A 15,936-nucleotide genomic window follows, 5' to 3' on the forward strand; every position below is an offset into this window, starting at 1 on the left:
TCGCGGTCGGCGGGCCTTTTTCCGGAAACAACCTGTCACCCCTCGCCCTGGGCGCTCTACCATCGGCGTATCAGTAGCAGGCTCTCCTCCGTTTCGTCCGGAATGCCCCGTCATGTGCGGGTGATCGGGCGCCACGGAGCATCGGGGGATGCAGATGACAAGCGCTCCGCACCTGCTGGCCGAAGACGGGCCCGAGTACGAACGGATCCTCGGCGACGCGCTGCGCCACGCGCACGAGCGGCCGGATCTGGACGGAGTCGGCGAGCGGCTCAACCGGGAGCAGTTGCGGACCATGGCGCTGAGCGCCACCGCGCTGATCACCGCGGCCGCCGCCACCGAGTACGAGCACTACGTGAAGGCGCGCGGCGAACTCCGCGTCCCCACCGGCGACGCCGACCAGGACCCCGACGAGGTCCGGGTCCCACCGGGGACGGCCGGCGAGCGCGTGGGGGTCGGCGCCGTCGTCACCGTGCTCGCCCCGCTCCTCGCGGGCTCCGCAGCGGTGATCTTCCTGGTGGTCGGCTACCTCCTCCAGGCGGTGAGCTCGTCCCTGGCCGTCGCGGGACCGATGGTCACTGCGGGCTGGCTCTTCGCCGCGCTCACCGCGCTGGCGATCCTCGCCGCCGCCGTCGGCCTGCTGGTCACGGCGCTGCGCAACGGCACCGACGATCCGGCCGCCGGCCTGGAGGAGGACGCGGAGGTGCCGGAGGAGGTGGCCCGGGCCAGGGAGGCCTGGCGCCACGCGCTGCTGGAACGCGGCATCCTCCCGTTCCTCCGCGACGCGCTGGACGACCCGACCGCCGCACCGGCCGCCCGCGTCCCCCGGCCGTCGCCGAACCGCATCCCGAAGATCGGGTACAGCAGCCCGGACTTCTCGAACCCGCAGGACGGTTCGCGCCAGAGCCCCCGGCCGTCCTTCACCAGCCCGGACTTCAGCAGCCCGGACTTCGACAGTCCGGGATTCGACGGTCCGGGATTCGGCAGTCCGAACCGGGACGGCTCCGCACCCTGATACCGGCCCCGGGCCTGAGGCCAGCCCCTCCTGAAGTCAGTCCCGGGCCCGTGCCGCCGCCCCGGGTGGCGCCGGCCCCATGGGGGCCGACGCCACCCGCGTGCACGGGGTCCGCTCAGTCGGCCAGCGGCAGGTAGACCCGCCCGCCGGACGCCGCGAACTCCTTCGACTTCGCCAGCATCCCCGCCTCGATCTCCTCCTCGGAGGCGGACGGCGCCAGATCCGGCGCGAACTGCTCGGTGATGCTCCGGCTGATCTTCATCGAGCAGAACTTCGGCCCGCACATCGAGCAGAAGTGCGCCGTCTTCGCCGGTTCGGCGGGCAGCGTCTCGTCGTGGAACGCGCGGGCCGTGTCCGGGTCGAGCGCCAGGTTGAACTGGTCCTCCCAGCGGAACTCGAACCGTGCGTCCGACAGCGCGTCGTCCCACTCCTGCGCGCCCGGGTGCCCCTTGGCCAGGTCCGCGGCGTGGGCCGCGATCTTGTAGGTGATGACCCCGGTCTTCACGTCGTCCCGGTCGGGAAGCCCCAGGTGCTCCTTGGGCGTCACGTAGCAGAGCATCGCCGTGCCCCACCAGGCGATCATCGCCGCGCCGATCCCGGAGGTGATGTGGTCGTACGCCGGCGCGACGTCGGTGGTCAGCGGGCCGAGGGTGTAGAACGGCGCCTCCTCGCAGATCTCCTGCTGAAGGTCGATGTTCTCCTTGATCTTGTGCATCGGGACGTGTCCCGGCCCCTCGATCATCGTCTGCACGCCGTACCGCTTGGCGATCGTGTTGAGCTCGCCGAGGGTGCGCAGTTCGGCGAACTGCGCCTCGTCGTTGGCGTCGGCGATGGACCCGGGCCGCAGCCCGTCCCCGAGCGAGTACGTCACGTCGTACGTCGCCAGGAGTTCGCAGAGCTCCTCGAAGTTCTCGTAGAGGAACGACTCCTTGTGGTGCGCGAGGCACCAGGCCGCCATGATCGAGCCACCCCGGGAGACGATGCCGGTCTTGCGGCGCGCCGTGAGCGGGACGTACGGCAGGCGCACGCCGGCGTGCACCGTCATGTAGTCCACGCCCTGCTCGGCCTGCTCGATGACCGTGTCCTTGTAGATCTCCCAAGTCAGCTCCTCCGCCCGGCCGTCGACCTTCTCGAGGGCCTGGTAGAGCGGGACGGTGCCGATGGGCACGGGCGAGTTGCGGAGCACCCACTCGCGGGTGGTGTGGATGTTGCGGCCGGTGGACAGGTCCATGACCGTGTCGGCGCCCCACCGCGTCGCCCAGGTCATCTTGTCCACCTCCTCCTCGATGGAGGAGGTCACGGCCGAGTTGCCGATGTTGGCGTTCACCTTCACCAGGAACCGCTTACCGATGATCATCGGCTCGGTCTCCGGGTGGTTCACATTGGCCGGCAGCACCGCCCGGCCGGCCGCGATCTCCTCACGTACGACCTCGGGGTCGACGTTCTCGCGGATCGCGACGTACTCCATCTCCGGGGTGACCTCCCCCCGCCGGGCGTAAGCGAGCTGGGTGACGGGGCGTCCGTCGCGGCTGCGCCGGGGGGCGCGGACCCCGCCGGGGAAGAGCGCGTCGAGGTTGCGCAGCCCGTCGCGCGAGGCGGGCGAGCGGCCGTCGTCCTCCGGACGGACCGGGCGCCCCTCGTACTCCTCGGTGTCCCCCCGGCCCTCGATCCAGCCACCACGCACGGAGGCGAGGCCGCGGCGGACATCGGTGGTGACGGCGGGATCGGTGTACGGACCGGACGTGTCGTAGAGCGTCACGTCCTTGCCGTTGGTCAGGTGCACCTGACGGACCGGCACCCGGAGGCCGGGGCGCGAGCCCTCGACGTACCCCTTGTGCCAGCCGATGGACTTGCCCGCCCCGACGCTCTCGTGCGTCGTGGAGGCAGGCGTGCGTGCGTCCGATGTGGTCATGAGACCTACTCCCTACGCCGGCATTACCCGGTAACAGGTTCGGCGGTCGGCGCAGCGTGTCCCGTGAGGATTCACGAGGTCAGCGCCCTCTCAGCCCGGTGCTCCGAGCTCCCGCGTGTGCAAAGGTGCCACCACGCTAGCGCCCGCCCGGCCGTGCTGACCAGGGGGCCTCCCCCGTTCTTGCGATGATCGCCCGGTGACCTCCTCCCAGGACCATCCAGAACCCCAGGACCCCTCACACGGCCATACGCACAGCCATGGCCCCGCGGCACCCGTCTCGACCCATCTGCGCAAGGTCATCGCATGCGTGCTGATCCCCTTCGCCGCGGCGGTGGTCGTCGGCCTGGCGGTGCTCTGGCCCGGCGGCACTCCCGCGCACGAGCGCACCGGTGTGGGCTTCGACCGGCAGACCGAGCAGGGGAAGGTGGTGAAGGTGGAGCGGGTGAACTGCGCGGACGTCAACGCCGCCCAAGTACCGGCAACGGGTGGCACGTCGGCCGCCTCCGGCCCGGGCGCGGCCGCCGAGGACGAGGGCGACTGCAAGAAGGCCACCATCGAGGTGACCAGCGGCAAGGACCAGGGCCGCACCTTCGCCGAGATCGTCCAGCCCGAAGCCTCGCGGCAGTTGAGCGAGGGTCAGGGGGTGGTCCTCGCGTACGCGCCGGACGCGCCGCACGACCTGCAGTACTCGGTCACCGACGTGGACCGGAAGCTGCCGATGGCGCTGCTGGCCGGGATCTTCGCCGTCGCCGTCGTGGTGGTGGGGCGGCTGCGCGGGGTGATGGCGCTCGTGGCGCTCGCCGTGTCCTTCGCGGTACTGACGCTGTTCATCCTCCCGGCGATCCTGCAGGGGTCCAACCCACTGCTGGTGGCGGTGGTCGGGGCGAGCGCGATCATGCTCATCGCGCTGTACACCTGCCACGGGGTGACGGCGCGCACCTCGGTGGCGGTGATCGGCACGCTGATCTCGCTGCTGCTGATCGGGCTGCTGGGCTCGGTCTTCATCGACTGGGCGGGGCTGACCGGCAACACCGACGACAACACCGGCCTGATCCACGGCCTCTATCCCGACATCGACATGAGCGGTCTGCTCCTGGCCGGTGTCATCATCGGTTCGCTCGGGGTCCTGGACGACGTGACGGTCACCCAGACGTCGGCGGTGTGGGAGCTTCACCAGGCGAACCCGACCATGGGGGCGCGCGGGCTCTACGGAGCGGGCATCAGGATCGGGCGCGACCACATCGCCTCGGTGGTCAACACCCTGGTGCTCGCGTACGCGGGCGCGGCGCTGCCCCTGCTGCTGCTGTTCTCCATCGCGCAGAGCAGTGTGGGCACGGTCGCCAACAGCGAGCTGGTGGCCGAGGAGATCGTCCGTACACTCGTCGGCTCGATCGGACTGGTCGCCTCGGTGCCCGTCACGACGGCGCTCGCCGCTCTGGTGGTGTCCGCGGACCGCACAGGGCTCGGCGCGGAAGCCGGAGCTCCTGCACCCGTACGGACCGGGAGGGGCCGACGCCGCAAGAAGTGAGCGTGAGAGAGCGCGGGAGGGCCCAAAGACCAACGGGCTGACAGACTGTCAGCCCGCGTTCTGCTCCTCGGCGAGGATCCTTCCGAGCGCCTCTTCGAGGTTGCCGTCGAAGTCACCCTGCGTGTGCTCCTGCCCCAGTGGCACCAGCTTGTCCGTCCGGTCCAGGAACGCCACGAGCGGCGCCGTACCGGCCCGGAACAGCGCCCGGTCCGCGCCGACCTGGAGCCGGATGTGCACGTCGCAGAGCCCCTCGGGCTCGGTTGGACCGATGTGCACATCACCGTCGCCGCTGGGACTGTTGAGGCCGTCGAGCAGGAGCTCACGGCCAAAAGCCCAGGTGACCGGGGCATCACCCGGCAGGTGGAAGGTCATACGGATCGCGTACGGATCGCTCACCTCGTAACGGAGCTCCACCGGAATACGGAACGAGAGCTCCTCCGAGACGAGGAAACTCATCATGACCTCTGCTTGAACCGACTCGCGCATCGTTCAACCCCGCAGTAGATGAATCTGGCCAGGAATGATCCCCCATGGCCCTATTGACGCCATCGTGGTGCACGCGATAGCAGATCACAAGGAGTGATTTTTCAGATACTGATAGAGAACACGAACGAACGCAAGAGCCGTGCCACTTCGCCACGTAGTTGTTCGACTGCGGGGAGCAACTGGTCCTGGCGGTCCAGGGGTAGAGAAATGGCCATTGCGGCGACGGCCGAACCTGCGGTGATGGGGATGGCGGCGCAGACCGTTCCGAGTGCGTACTCCTGTCGCTCAATGACAGGTTTCATACGCTCCATCGAACGCAATCGCTCAAGTAGGACCGGGCGATCTCGCACTGAGTAACGGGTCAGCGGACGCACCGGATGGCGGAGCAGATGGTCCTCCCGCGCCTTCTCGTCGAGCTGCCCGAGCAGACACTGGCCCAGCGCGTGGGCGTGCCCGGTCTCGGCGAAGGGGGCCCACTCGTCCACGGCCGGCGTCTCGGCGGAGTCCGCCACGGCGACCAGCTCGATCTCGCCCTCGCGATAGACGGCGCAGTACACCGGGGCCCCCAACTCGTCGCACCAGCGCGCGAGGGAGTCGTTGAGCCTGCCGCGCCTGCTCTCCTCGGCCGCCCGGCCGGACATCCGCTCGGCGGCGGCACCGAGGACGAAGACACCGTTCTCCCGCCGCAGGTAGCCCTCGTGGGCCAGGGTGCGCAGCAGATGGTAGGTCGTCGGCAAGGGCAGCCCCGCTTCCCGCGCGAGCTGCTTGGCGGGAGCGCCGTCCTGATGGGCGCCCACCGCCTCCAGCAGTCTCAGGGCCCGCTGGACCGAACCGATCAGCGTCGGGACAGTGGTGGTCGATGCCGTGGTCACGGTCACCCCCAGGCATGGTGACGGGCGGTCAGCCCTCCCGTGGAGGCCGCCCCCACGGGCGTGCCGCGAGCCCGGGGCACACGCTCGACTGTCGCGGAACCATTGGTCAGGATGGTGACGGACAGTTATTTTCCCAGGCGGCGGCAGCGAACCGTCACTGTAGCCGCAGGGGCCATTCGTGGGGCGGTTTCTGGCCTCGCTTAGCTCTGCCGGGCTAATCCACGCCACTCTCCGTGATCATCACGCCGACGTGGCCACCTCGGAGGGCAGTGGGTCGGGCGGGGCGCCGGCGTCGCCGGTCCGCGCCTACCAGTCGCGCCGGGAGCCCGAGGAGGAGGAGAAGAACTTCCGTACGACGAAGATCAGACCGCCGACGAGGACGACGAACAGCAGCAGCTTGAAGAGCAGGGTGACCACGAAGGTCACCACGCTGGCGATCAGCCCGCCGAACACGGCGATCGCGATCACCGGCACCGCGATCCACTTCACCCACCAGGGCATACCCGCGAATATCTCCCGGACCGCCATCGTCCTACCTCGTCTCTCGTGTCCCTGCCCCGCCGGACCGGGGGTTCCCGGTCCCGGTCCCCGGCCTCCCGGTCACCGACACCGATGCTAGAGCGGCGAGAGGGGCGACGGGCGGTCCGCATCCCCCGGACTCCCCTGATCGATCCCCTAGGGTCCCGCGCCCGGACAGGCCTCCGAATCGGGCGTCTCCGGATCAAGGCACTGCGGATCAGGCTTCTGCGGTTCAGGCTTCTGCGGTTCAGGCCTCCGGCGGGGAGAAGACCACCATGACGCGCAGGTCCTCGGTGATGTGGTGGAACTTGTGGGCCACCCCGGCCGGCACGTACACGACGCTTCCCCGGCCCACCTGGGTCGTCTCCATGCCGACGGTGATCGACGCGCGCCCGCTGACGACGAGGTACACCTCGTCCTGGCCGTGCGGACTCTGCGGATCGAGGGAGCCGGCGTCCAGCGCGTACAGCCCCACGGACATGTTCCGCTCGCGGATGAACTGCAGGTAGGCGCCGTCGTTGGCGGCTCGTTCCGCTTCCAGCTCGTCGAGCCTGAATGCCTTCATGCGCGGTGCGCCCCTCATGGTCGTCCGGGTTCCCGTAGGGACGGTGTACCCCGTGGTCGGTGTCTGCCACGATCAGACACATGAAGAATTTCGTAGTCAAGACGACCGCCAACGCGGCCGCTCTGGCGGTGGCCATCTGGCTGCTCCAGGACATCACGCTGACCGGCACGGGCACCGGTCGGAAGGTCCTCACCCTCGTCCTGGTCGCGCTCCTCTTCGGCCTGGTCAACTTCCTCGTCAAGCCGGTGGTCAAGCTCCTCACGCTGCCGCTCTTCATCCTCACCCTGGGTCTGATCACCCTGGTCGTCAACGCCCTCATGCTGAAGCTGACCTCGTCGCTGGCCGGAGCGGTCGACCTGAGTTTCCACGTGGACGGCTTCTGGACGGCCGTGCTGGGCGGCCTGATCGTCTCCGTCGTCTCCTGGGCCCTGCACGTCGTCCTCCCCGACGAGGACTGAGACACCCCGACGGGCTTCGCTCCCGGGCTGAGAAAGTGCATACAAGCACCGGCGACGGCCCGGGAAGGAAGCAAGGAGCGCACCATGAGCAGCATCGGCGACGGAACGCGGGCGGTACGGGCGGGTCTCCCCGAGCCGCAGCAGTACGAGCCCACTCTTCCCGGGCCGGTCTTCGCCGCGCACTTCCACCTCTCGGGAGAGCCGGTCGGGCCGTACACCTACGGCCGGGAGACCAACCCGACGTGGACGCACCTGGAGAAGGCCATAGGTGAGCTGGAAGCGCCGGGGGAGGAGGTCGTGACGACCGTCTTCGCCTCCGGCATGGCCGCGATCTCGGCCGTCCTCTTCTCCCAGACCCGCGCGGGCGACATCGTCGTCCTGCCGAACGACGGCTACCAGGCGCTGCCGCTCGTACGGGAGCAGCTGGAGGCGTACGGCGTGGAGGTCCGCACCGCGCCCACCGGCGGCGACGCCCAACTGGCCGCCCTCGAAGGGGCCAAGCTGCTCTGGATCGAGACCCCGTCCAACCCGGGCCTGGACGTCTGCGACGTCCGCAAGCTGGTCGAGGCTGCTCACGCGGGCGGCACCCTGGTGGCCGTCGACAACACCCTCGCGACGCCGATCGGCCAGCGGCCCCTGGAGCTGGGCGCCGACTTCGCGGTGGCCAGCGACACCAAGGGCATGACCGGCCACGGCGACATCCTGCTCGGCCACGTGACCTGCCGCGACGCCGGCCTCGCCGCGGGGGTTCGCCGCTGGCGCAAGGTGGTCGGCGCGATCCCCGGCCCCATGGAGGCCTGGCTCGCGCACCGCTCGCTCGCCACGCTCCAGCTGCGCATCGAGCGCCAGTGCTCCACCGCGCTGACCCTGGCCGAGGCGCTCACCAAGCGCGCCGAGGTGACCGGGCTGCGCTACCCGGGGCTTCCCTCCGACCCCTCGTACCCCGTCGCCGTGCGGCAGATGCGGCGCTTCGGCTCCGTGGTCTCGTTCGAGCTGGCCGACCGGGAGACCGCCGAACGCTTCCTGGAGGCGCTGCGGCTGGTCGACGACGCCACGAGCTTCGGCGGTCTGCGGTCCACCGCGGAGCGGCGCGGGCGCTGGGGCGGCGACGCGGTCTCCGAGGGCTTCGTCCGCTTCTCGGTCGGCGCCGAGGACCCGGAGGACCTGCTCGCCGACGTGGCGCAAGCCCTGGACGCGGCCACCCGCTGACCGGCTGACCGGCTGACCGGCGGCGCGCGCCGGCCCGGGCCCCGGTGCGTGCGGAGGGACTTCTCCGTGCGCGCCGGGACCTTTGGGATCTCCGGGAGCGTGCCGGTGGGTGCCTCCCGGTACGGCGCGGGCGCGTCCGGACGGCGGGCGGATGCTGCCGCCCGCCGCCCCGCCAACGGGCCGCCGGGAGTTTCAGAAGGGTGTCGGCGGGCCACTCTCTTGCCATGACCGAACGCCCTGTGGTCAAGCGCACCGCACGCGCCATCCTGCTGGACGGCGACCGACTCGTCCTGATCAAGCGGACCAAGCCGGGGGTCGACCCCTACTGGGTGACGCCCGGCGGCGGGGTCGAACCCGAGGACGCGACCGTCGTCGACGCCCTGCACCGCGAGATCGACGAGGAGCTGGGCGCCAAGATCGTCGACGTGGTGCCCTGTTTCGTCGACACCGTCGAGCACATCGCCGACGGCGGGGCGGCGGGGGTGAAGGTCCAGCACTTCTTCGTCTGCAGGCTGGCCTCGATGGACCTCTCGAAACGCCACGGCCCCGAGATCGAGGCCCCCACCGGGGAGTACGAGATCGTCCGGATCCCCTTCAGCCGGGTCGGGATCGCCGCCGTCCACCTCGTCCCCCTCTCGCTCCGCCACTACCTGGACGGCAACATCGAGGGCGTGCGGGCCATGCACGCGCCCGACTTGGGCTGATTCAGGCCGGGCCGGGCAGCACCGGTTCCTCGACCGGGTCGTGGTGGATGCGCTCCGGCGGCACTCCCGCGTCCCGCAGGGCCCGCACCCCGCTGCGGATCATTCCGGGCGGACCCGCCAGATAGGCGTCCCGTTCGTTCCACGGCCCCGTCTCCCGTACCGCTTCCGGGATCTCACCGGTCCGGCCGCGCGTCGGGCCGTCGGAGACCACCGGGTGCACGGCGAGCCAGGAGTAGGTCCGCTGGAGCCGCAGCATGGTGTCGCGGTCGCAGAGGTCGTGCTCGCCGCGGGCCCCGCAGAAGACGTCGACGCGTCGGCGGTCGCCGTGTTCGGCGACGTCCTCCACCAGCGCCCTGACGGGTGCCATGCCGGTACCGCCGCCGAGGCAGAGCAGCGCGGTGTGCGTGGTGTGGTCGACCGTCATCGTCCCCGCCGGGGCACCGAGCCGCAGCACATCCCCCCGGCTCGGCCCGGTGGACCAGGGCCCGGGAGACCCAGCCCGCCCGGACCGCCCAGCAGGGCTTCCCCGAGGGCGGGGTAGTGCGTGGGGTGCGTGCCATGCCGGCGGTGCCCCCTCCCCAGCTCCGAGAGGTGTGCGGTCAGCGCCACCCGGTCGTCGAAGCGGTCGGCGGCGGTCAGCAGAGCGCGGAAGAGCCGCTCGCGCTGTACGTCCATGGCGGCAGGGAACATCTCGCGCAGTTCGGGGCGGTGCAGGAGGAGCACCGCGTAGAAGTACGCCGTGGCCCGGTCGGCGCTCGGGCCGATCTCCGCCAGATTCCGTCGGATCAGTACCGCGTCGGCGGACGGAGTGCCGTCCCGCGGAGGGGTGGAGCCTCGGGAGCCGGCGGCCCGCCGTGTGGCGGCCCGTCGCGCACGGGGCGGCGGGGGTGCGGTGGACGGCTGCGGGGATCCGGCAGCCGGATTACTGGTCGGAGCATCCATGACTGTGCCTCGCCTCGAACTGTCCATCGGTCGACTGACTGGCCCGACACGGTTCGCGGCTCCCCGGTCCGCAGTCTGCCGAATCCTTCGGCACAACGGACGTATAACGGGAATTCCGGCTCGTTTCACGGCCGGTGCCCCGTGGCCCGTGTTTCACGTGAAACACGGGTCGCGGGCACCACGCCAAGGTGCCCGCACACCCCCGCACCGGCGGCCGGCTCCGTGCCGGAAGGCGTACGGACGGCGAGCCGCCCGGAACAGGCGCGGAAAACCTTGGCGAAGGAAGAGACAAAACGGTGGACGGGCCGCCTCGATGTCGGAGAGCCTGGCTTCCATGCCCACCATCCGGCACGGCCTGCCCGACGACCTGCCCATCCGGCACCTCACCCGGGGCGACCTGGTCGCCTGTGCGGATCTCAGCGAGGACCGGGGCTGGCCCCGGGACGAACACCGATGGGGCCTGCTCCTCGGGGCGGGTACGGCGTACGGCATCGACGACCCCGCCGGGAAGGGGCTGGCGGCCGCCTGCGTGGTGACCTCCTACGCGCCGTCGCACGCGGCGCTCGGCATGATGCTGGTCGCGGAGCGGTTCGCACGGCAGGGTCTGGGCCGCCGTCTGGTCCTTCATGTCTTCGCGGAAAACGGAGAGACCCCGCTGACCCTCTTCGCGACGGATCAGGGACGACCCCTCTACGAAGGGCTCGGCTTCACCACCGTGGGGAGTGTGGAACGGTCCGTCGGACGGTTCCTGCCGGAGAACGCCCCAGCACAGGTGCCCGAAGGGGCGCACGGCTCGTCCGCCCCGACGACGCGTCGGGCGACGGCCCGGGATCTCCCGGCGATCATCGCGCTCGACGCCCCGGTCTTCGGGGCCGAGCGGACGCAGATGCTCGCCCGGCTGCCCGCCTTCTCGGACCACTTCCGGGTCGCCGAGCGGGCCGGCGAGCTGGTGGGGTTCGCCGCACTCTGGCCGAGCGACGGGAGCCATGTGATCGGGCCGCTCGTCGCACCGGACACGGACACAGCGAAGGCGCTGGTGGCCTCGCTCGCCTCGGAGACGGACCTCGTGCTGCGGGCGGAGATCGACACCCGCCACACCGAACTGCGCGGCTGGCTCGCTGCGCACGGCTTGGCCGCCGTGTCCCGTACGGCAGTGATGACCAGAGGGTGCGAGGACGCGCCCGGCGACTGGAGCCGCAGGTTCGCGCCGCTGACCGTCGCGACCGGCTGACCCGACGGCCCCGCAGCCTGCGGGTGCCGCGACGCCCCGCGGCCCTACCGGCAGCGGGGCGTCGGGGCGTCAGGGAGAACCGTCAGACCAGCGAAGCCACGGCGCCGGTGGCGAACGCGTGGTCCTGCTCGGGGGCACCGCCGCCGACACCCACGGCACCGATCAGCCGACCGTCACGGTGCACCGGCACGCCGCCCGCGATGAAGAGCAGCGGGCGGTCGAGCGCGGTGGTGAGCGAGTGGAAGATCCCGCCGGGCTGGACGGCGTCCACGAGGTCGGCCGTGGGGGAGTTCAGCTGCAGGGCGGTGTAGGCCTTGCGGGTGCTGGTCTCGCCCGCGATGAGGACGGCGCGGTCGTCCCGGCGGAAGGCGAGCAGGTGCCCGCCCGCGTCGAGCACGGTGACGGCGCCGGCGACGCCGGCCGCCTCGGCGGCGGTACGGACCGCCTCGATCAGGGCCTCCGCGTCCTCGATGGTGAGCGGCGCGACGGCGGTGCGGGTGGTGGTGCTCATGGGGTTCTCCTGCGTTATCCGTGTTGGTGATGGGGGGTGCGGGCAGCCGTGGGGACCGCCCGGAGGGGGTGAGTCAGGACCGGGCAGCGGTCGCGGCGGCCGGTTCGGGGGTATGGGAGGCGACGATCCGGCCGCCCTCTGCCTGGTGGCGCTCCAGGAGGCTGGAGACGACGGCGAGGATCAGGGCGCCTCCCGCGAGTGCGGCGCCGACCCAGTTGGGCGCGGTGTAGCTGAAGCCGGCCGCGATCACCATGCCGCCGAGCCAGGCGGAGAGCGCGTTGCCCAGGTTGAAGGCGCCGATGTTGACCGCCGAGGCCAGCGTCGGAGCTCCCGACGCCTGGTCCAGCACCCGCTTCTGCAGGGGCGGCACGGTGGCGAATCCCAGGGCGCCGATGAGGACGACGGTGACGGCCGCGGCGACCTTGTTGTGCGCGGTCACGGTGAACAGGGCCAGCACGACGGCGAGCGCCCCGAGCGTGACGAAGAGCATCGGCATCAGACGCCGGTCCGCGAACTTCCCGCCCAGCAGGTTGCCGACCACCATGCCGATCCCGAAGAGGACCAGCAGCCAGGTGACCGAGGACGGCGCGAAACCGGCGATCCCGGTCATCATCGGGGTGATGTAGGTGATCGCGGCGAAGACGCCGCCGAAACCCAGCACCGTCATGGCCATGGCCAGCAGGACCTGCACGTTCCGGAAGGCCGCCAGCTCATGACGGAGCCGTACTCCGTCGGGGCGGGGCTGCTCCGGCACGAGCTTCGCCACGCCGAGCAGGCCGAGCACACCGAGGGCGGCTACCACGAGGAAGGTGACCCGCCAGCCGGCCGTCTGACCGATGTACGTGCCCAGCGGAACACCGACCACGTTGGCGACGGTGAGTCCGGTGAACATCATGGCGATGGCACCGGCCTTCTTCTGCGGGGCCACCAGGTCGGCCGCGACGACCGATCCGATGCCGAAGAAGGCTCCGTGGGCGAGCGAGGCGATCACCCGTCCGACGATCATGACGCCGAAGACCGGGGCCAGGGCGGACACGACGTTGCCGATGATGAAGAGGCCCATCAGCAGCATCAGCATGCGCTTGCGGCTGACCTTGGTGCCCAGCAGCGTCATGAGCGGGGCGCCCACGACCACGCCGAGCGCGTACCCCGTGACCAGGAAGCCCGCGGTCGGGATGGACACCTGTAAGTCCGCGGCCACCTCGGGGAGCAGCCCCATGATCACGAACTCGGTGGTCCCGATTCCGAAAGCCCCGATGGCGAGGGCGAGAAGCGCTAGCGGCATGGGTTCACCTCTCCTGAAGATTGCGTCTGCGCCTTACAAGCGTCGACAATAATTGCAGCCGCTGGTTAATTGCAAGCGCGGGCTATTGCATGCGTCCCCTATCCTGGAGGCAAGCAGCTCCCGCACGGAGGAGAGACGATGACCGCCACGGACCCCGCCATGACCGCCCTGTCCCAGGGGTGGTGCGCTCTTTCCCTGCTGCACGGAAGGATCGAGGCGCACATCGAGCGGGCCCTGCAGTCCGGTCACGACCTCAGCGTCCGCGAGTACTCCCTGCTGGACGTCCTCAGCCGGCAGCACCAGGGCCCGGGCGGCCATCTCCAGATGAAGCAGGTGGCCGACGCGGTCGTGCTGAGCCAGAGCGCCACCACGCGCCTGGTGACCCGCCTGGAGGACAGGGGACTGCTCACCCGGTATCTCTGCGACACGGACCGGCGGGGCATCTACACCGACGTGACCGAAGCGGGCCTCACCCTGCTCACCGAGGCCCGGCCCACCAATGACACCGCGCTGCGAGCCGCTCTGGACGAAGCGGCCGAGCACCCCGAACTGGCGCCGCTCGTCAGGGCGGTCGAGGGGCTCAAGGTCCCGGCGTAGGCACTCTTCCGCAGGGCGACTGGAGGACTCAAGGCCCCGGCGTAGGCGCTTTCCCGCTGATCAGAGGCGCCGCCCGCGCCGGGGAGCCGTGTTCCTCGCGGGACGCGCTGCGTAGGGTGCCGATCATGACGGAACTGCTGATACGGCCCGCGACCTTGGCCGACGTCCCGGCCATCGTCTCGATGCTCGCCGATGATCCCCTGGGCGCGCACCGCGAGTCGCCCGACGACCTCTCACCGTACGAGAAGGCGTACCGCCGGCTCGCAGACGATGCCAACCAGCATCTGATGGTCGCCGTACGGGGCGACCGGGTAGTGGGCACGGCCCAGCTCACCGTCATCCCCGGCCTGTCGCGGCGTGGCGCCACCCGTTCCGTCATCGAGGGCGTCCGGGTGCACAGCGAGGAGCGGGGCAACGGTCTCGGCACCCGGTTGATCCAGTGGGCCGTGGACGAATCCCGGCGCCAGGAGTGCCAGTTGGTCCAGCTGACCTCCGACGCGACCCGGACGGACGCGCACCGCTTCTACGAACGTCTCGGCTTCACCCCGAGTCACCTGGGATTCAAACTCGCGCTCTGATAAGGCCGTTCACTGCCGGACCCCCACGGTCCGGCGTTTCACGTGAAACGCCGGACCGGATGGGGCGGACCGGACACGACCCTCAGCGGGCCAGCCCGCGCCAGCCCTCCGGGTCCACACCGCCAGGGATGGCCGCCGCCGGGTCGTACGGCTCACGGGTGAAGACGAAGGAGCCCAGGTCCAGGTGGGCCACTGAGCCGTCGTCGCTCCGTACGATCCGCAGCCTCTCCCCCGCGTGGTACCCGCTGAGCCCGGTCCAACTGCCGTCCCGCTCCGCCCGGAACGTCGCACCCCGGCCGGACCCCGCCAGCGGAGCAAGCTCCAGATCGCGGTCGTCGAGCAGCTTCACCACGTACCGCTGGGTGCCCCAGTACCAGGGCCCCGTCAGGGCCAGCAGCTCCTGGTCGACCTCGGGCAGCGGGCGCCAGGGCTCTGGGATACGGGGCTCCGCCTCCGCGACGATCCGCACGAGGTCCTGGGCCACCTCGGTGATGGGCGGCCCGGAGGTCGCGTTGGTGAGCACCACGGCGGCCACGTCGTCCTCCGCGCACACCCAGAGACAGGCCAGGAACCCGGGCAGTGAGCCGGAATGCCCGAACAGGGTGCGCCCGTCCCTGCGGACGACCTGGAGCCCGAGCCCGTACGTACCCGTCCAGTCACCGTTTTCGAGCGGCACCGAGGGAGCCCGCATCTCCCGGACCGAGGCGGCGCTCAGGACCCGGTCGTCCCCCTCGGCGAGGAAACCGGCGAAGGTGAGCAGGTCCCCCACGGTCGACCAGAGCTGCCCGGCCGGGGCCATCAGCCCCAGATCGTGGCTCGGCTCGGGCAACATCACGTCGGCCCAGGGGTGCACGGCCCAGCCTCCCGCGTGCGGAGCCTGGGGCCCCACGCTCGTACGACGCATCCCCAGCGGCTCCAGGATCTCGCGCCGCAGCAGCGCCTCCCAGGAGTCCCCGCGTACGGCCTCGACGAGCGAACCGAGCACGGTGTAGCCGGGGTTCGAGTAGTGATGCCGGAGACCGGCCGGGTGCCGGACGGGCTGCTCGCCGAGGACGGCGGCCAGGTCCGGGCGGGTCTCCCCGGGCGTCCGCTCCCACCACGGCGACGGGGTCTCGGCGGTGAGCCCGGCTCCGTGGCCGAGGAGCTGACGGATGCTCACGCCTCCGACTCCGGAGCCCGGCAGGTGCCTCTCCACCTGGTCGTCCAGATCGAGCAGCCCCTCGTCCCTCAGCCGGAGCACCAGGACTGCCGTGAAGGTCTTGGTGATCGAGCCGATCCGGTACTGAGTGCCGCTGTCCGGCTCATGTCCGTCGACACAACTGCGCCCCCCGCTCCAGCCGATCCGCCCGTCCCGGAGCACCCCGGCCACCATCGAGGGGGTGCGCCCTTCCCGCTGGGCGGTCGCGGTGCGGTGCAGCAGGGCCCGGCGGGTGGCCGGCAGCAGTTCTTCGTTCCATGACGTCATGGAACGAAGAATGGTCGAGAACGGCGCCGCCCCGCGACTCGATTCCGCGCCGAGGCGCCCGG

16 protein-coding genes and 1 pseudogene are annotated in these 15,936 nt (G+C 70.9%); 8 read left to right on the forward strand and 9 right to left on the reverse strand.

Features of this window, described 5'->3' with window-relative positions:
- The first annotated feature begins 148 nt into the window (after window positions 1-148).
- The gene (locus OG599_RS16755; protein WP_327176777.1) at window positions 149-1,012 is read left to right on the forward strand and encodes a hypothetical protein; all 864 of its coding nucleotides are present in this window, start codon (window positions 149-151) and stop codon (window positions 1,010-1,012) included.
- Window positions 1,013-1,127: 115 nt separating this feature from the next.
- Here the strand turns inward: OG599_RS16755 and thiC are convergent, their stop codons facing one another.
- Window positions 1,128-2,924, reverse strand: a complete 1,797-nt coding sequence (thiC, locus tag OG599_RS16760) for a phosphomethylpyrimidine synthase ThiC (protein ID WP_327176778.1) — start codon at window positions 2,922-2,924, stop codon at window positions 1,128-1,130.
- Between the two features lie 196 nt (window positions 2,925-3,120).
- Here thiC and OG599_RS16765 point away from each other — a divergent pair, with 196 nt between their 5' ends.
- Window positions 3,121-4,452: a YibE/F family protein gene (locus OG599_RS16765; protein ID WP_327176779.1), complete on the forward strand. Its 1,332-nt coding sequence runs from the start codon at window positions 3,121-3,123 to the stop codon at window positions 4,450-4,452.
- Window positions 4,453-4,500: 48 nt separating this feature from the next.
- On the opposite strand, the gene OG599_RS16770 is transcribed toward OG599_RS16765, so the two are convergent.
- The 4 genes from OG599_RS16770 to OG599_RS16785 all read right to left on the reverse strand — a co-directional run bounded on the left by OG599_RS16770 (window position 4,501) and on the right by OG599_RS16785 (window position 6,894).
- Window positions 4,501-4,938: an SsgA family sporulation/cell division regulator gene (locus OG599_RS16770; RefSeq protein WP_266706557.1), complete on the reverse strand. Its 438-nt coding sequence runs from the start codon at window positions 4,936-4,938 to the stop codon at window positions 4,501-4,503.
- A gap of 101 nt (window positions 4,939-5,039) precedes the next feature.
- A complete protein-coding gene (locus tag OG599_RS16775) occupies window positions 5,040-5,810 on the reverse strand; it encodes an IclR family transcriptional regulator (protein WP_327180065.1) in 771 nt (256 codons plus the stop codon).
- Window positions 5,811-6,116: 306 nt separating this feature from the next.
- Window positions 6,117-6,338 carry a DUF5326 family protein gene (locus tag OG599_RS16780; RefSeq protein WP_327176780.1) on the reverse strand — a complete coding sequence of 74 codons (222 nt, stop codon included), beginning with the start codon at window positions 6,336-6,338 and terminating at the stop codon, window positions 6,117-6,119.
- A gap of 238 nt (window positions 6,339-6,576) precedes the next feature.
- Entirely contained in the window at window positions 6,577-6,894 is a 318-nt protein-coding gene (locus tag OG599_RS16785) for a cupin domain-containing protein (protein ID WP_327176781.1), read from the reverse strand.
- An 80-nt stretch (window positions 6,895-6,974) separates the two neighbouring features.
- Here OG599_RS16785 and OG599_RS16790 point away from each other — a divergent pair, with 80 nt between their 5' ends.
- The 3 genes from OG599_RS16790 to OG599_RS16800 all read left to right on the forward strand — a co-directional run bounded on the left by OG599_RS16790 (window position 6,975) and on the right by OG599_RS16800 (window position 9,265).
- Window positions 6,975-7,352 (forward strand): phage holin family protein, encoded by a 378-nt coding sequence (locus OG599_RS16790; RefSeq protein WP_327176782.1) that lies wholly within the window; start codon window positions 6,975-6,977, stop codon window positions 7,350-7,352.
- A gap of 84 nt (window positions 7,353-7,436) precedes the next feature.
- Window positions 7,437-8,561 (forward strand): cystathionine gamma-lyase, encoded by a 1,125-nt coding sequence (locus OG599_RS16795; protein ID WP_327176783.1) that lies wholly within the window; start codon window positions 7,437-7,439, stop codon window positions 8,559-8,561.
- Window positions 8,562-8,785: 224 nt separating this feature from the next.
- Window positions 8,786-9,265: an NUDIX hydrolase gene (locus OG599_RS16800; protein ID WP_327176784.1), complete on the forward strand. Its 480-nt coding sequence runs from the start codon at window positions 8,786-8,788 to the stop codon at window positions 9,263-9,265.
- A 1-nt stretch (window position 9,266) separates the two neighbouring features.
- On the opposite strand, the pseudogene OG599_RS16805 reads toward OG599_RS16800, so the two are convergent.
- A pseudogene (locus OG599_RS16805) lies at window positions 9,267-10,018 on the reverse strand (globin domain-containing protein); the annotation flags it as partial.
- Window positions 10,019-10,541: 523 nt separating this feature from the next.
- Between OG599_RS16805 and OG599_RS16810 the strand changes: the two are divergent.
- Window positions 10,542-11,438, forward strand: a complete 897-nt coding sequence (locus OG599_RS16810) for a GNAT family N-acetyltransferase (RefSeq protein WP_327176785.1) — start codon at window positions 10,542-10,544, stop codon at window positions 11,436-11,438.
- Window positions 11,439-11,520: 82 nt separating this feature from the next.
- On the opposite strand, the gene OG599_RS16815 is transcribed toward OG599_RS16810, so the two are convergent.
- Both OG599_RS16815 and OG599_RS16820 read right to left on the reverse strand, forming a co-directional pair.
- Window positions 11,521-11,949 (reverse strand): GlcG/HbpS family heme-binding protein, encoded by a 429-nt coding sequence (locus OG599_RS16815; RefSeq protein WP_327176786.1) that lies wholly within the window; start codon window positions 11,947-11,949, stop codon window positions 11,521-11,523.
- Window positions 11,950-12,022: 73 nt separating this feature from the next.
- Window positions 12,023-13,234 carry an MFS transporter gene (locus OG599_RS16820; RefSeq protein WP_327176787.1) on the reverse strand — a complete coding sequence of 404 codons (1,212 nt, stop codon included), beginning with the start codon at window positions 13,232-13,234 and terminating at the stop codon, window positions 12,023-12,025.
- A 138-nt stretch (window positions 13,235-13,372) separates the two neighbouring features.
- Here OG599_RS16820 and OG599_RS16825 point away from each other — a divergent pair, with 138 nt between their 5' ends.
- A complete protein-coding gene (locus tag OG599_RS16825; RefSeq protein ID WP_327176788.1) occupies window positions 13,373-13,831 on the forward strand; it encodes a MarR family winged helix-turn-helix transcriptional regulator in 459 nt (152 codons plus the stop codon).
- Between the two features lie 125 nt (window positions 13,832-13,956).
- A complete protein-coding gene (locus tag OG599_RS16830; protein WP_327176789.1) occupies window positions 13,957-14,409 on the forward strand; it encodes a GNAT family N-acetyltransferase in 453 nt (150 codons plus the stop codon).
- A gap of 82 nt (window positions 14,410-14,491) precedes the next feature.
- Here the strand turns inward: OG599_RS16830 and OG599_RS16835 are convergent, their stop codons facing one another.
- Complete coding sequence (locus OG599_RS16835) at window positions 14,492-15,874, reverse strand: serine hydrolase domain-containing protein (RefSeq protein WP_327176790.1); 1,383 nt, start codon at window positions 15,872-15,874, stop codon at window positions 14,492-14,494.
- Window positions 15,875-15,936 lie beyond the last annotated feature (62 nt).

Source organism: Streptomyces sp. NBC_01335 (assembly GCF_035953295.1).
Classification (GTDB): domain Bacteria; phylum Actinomycetota; class Actinomycetes; order Streptomycetales; family Streptomycetaceae; genus Streptomyces.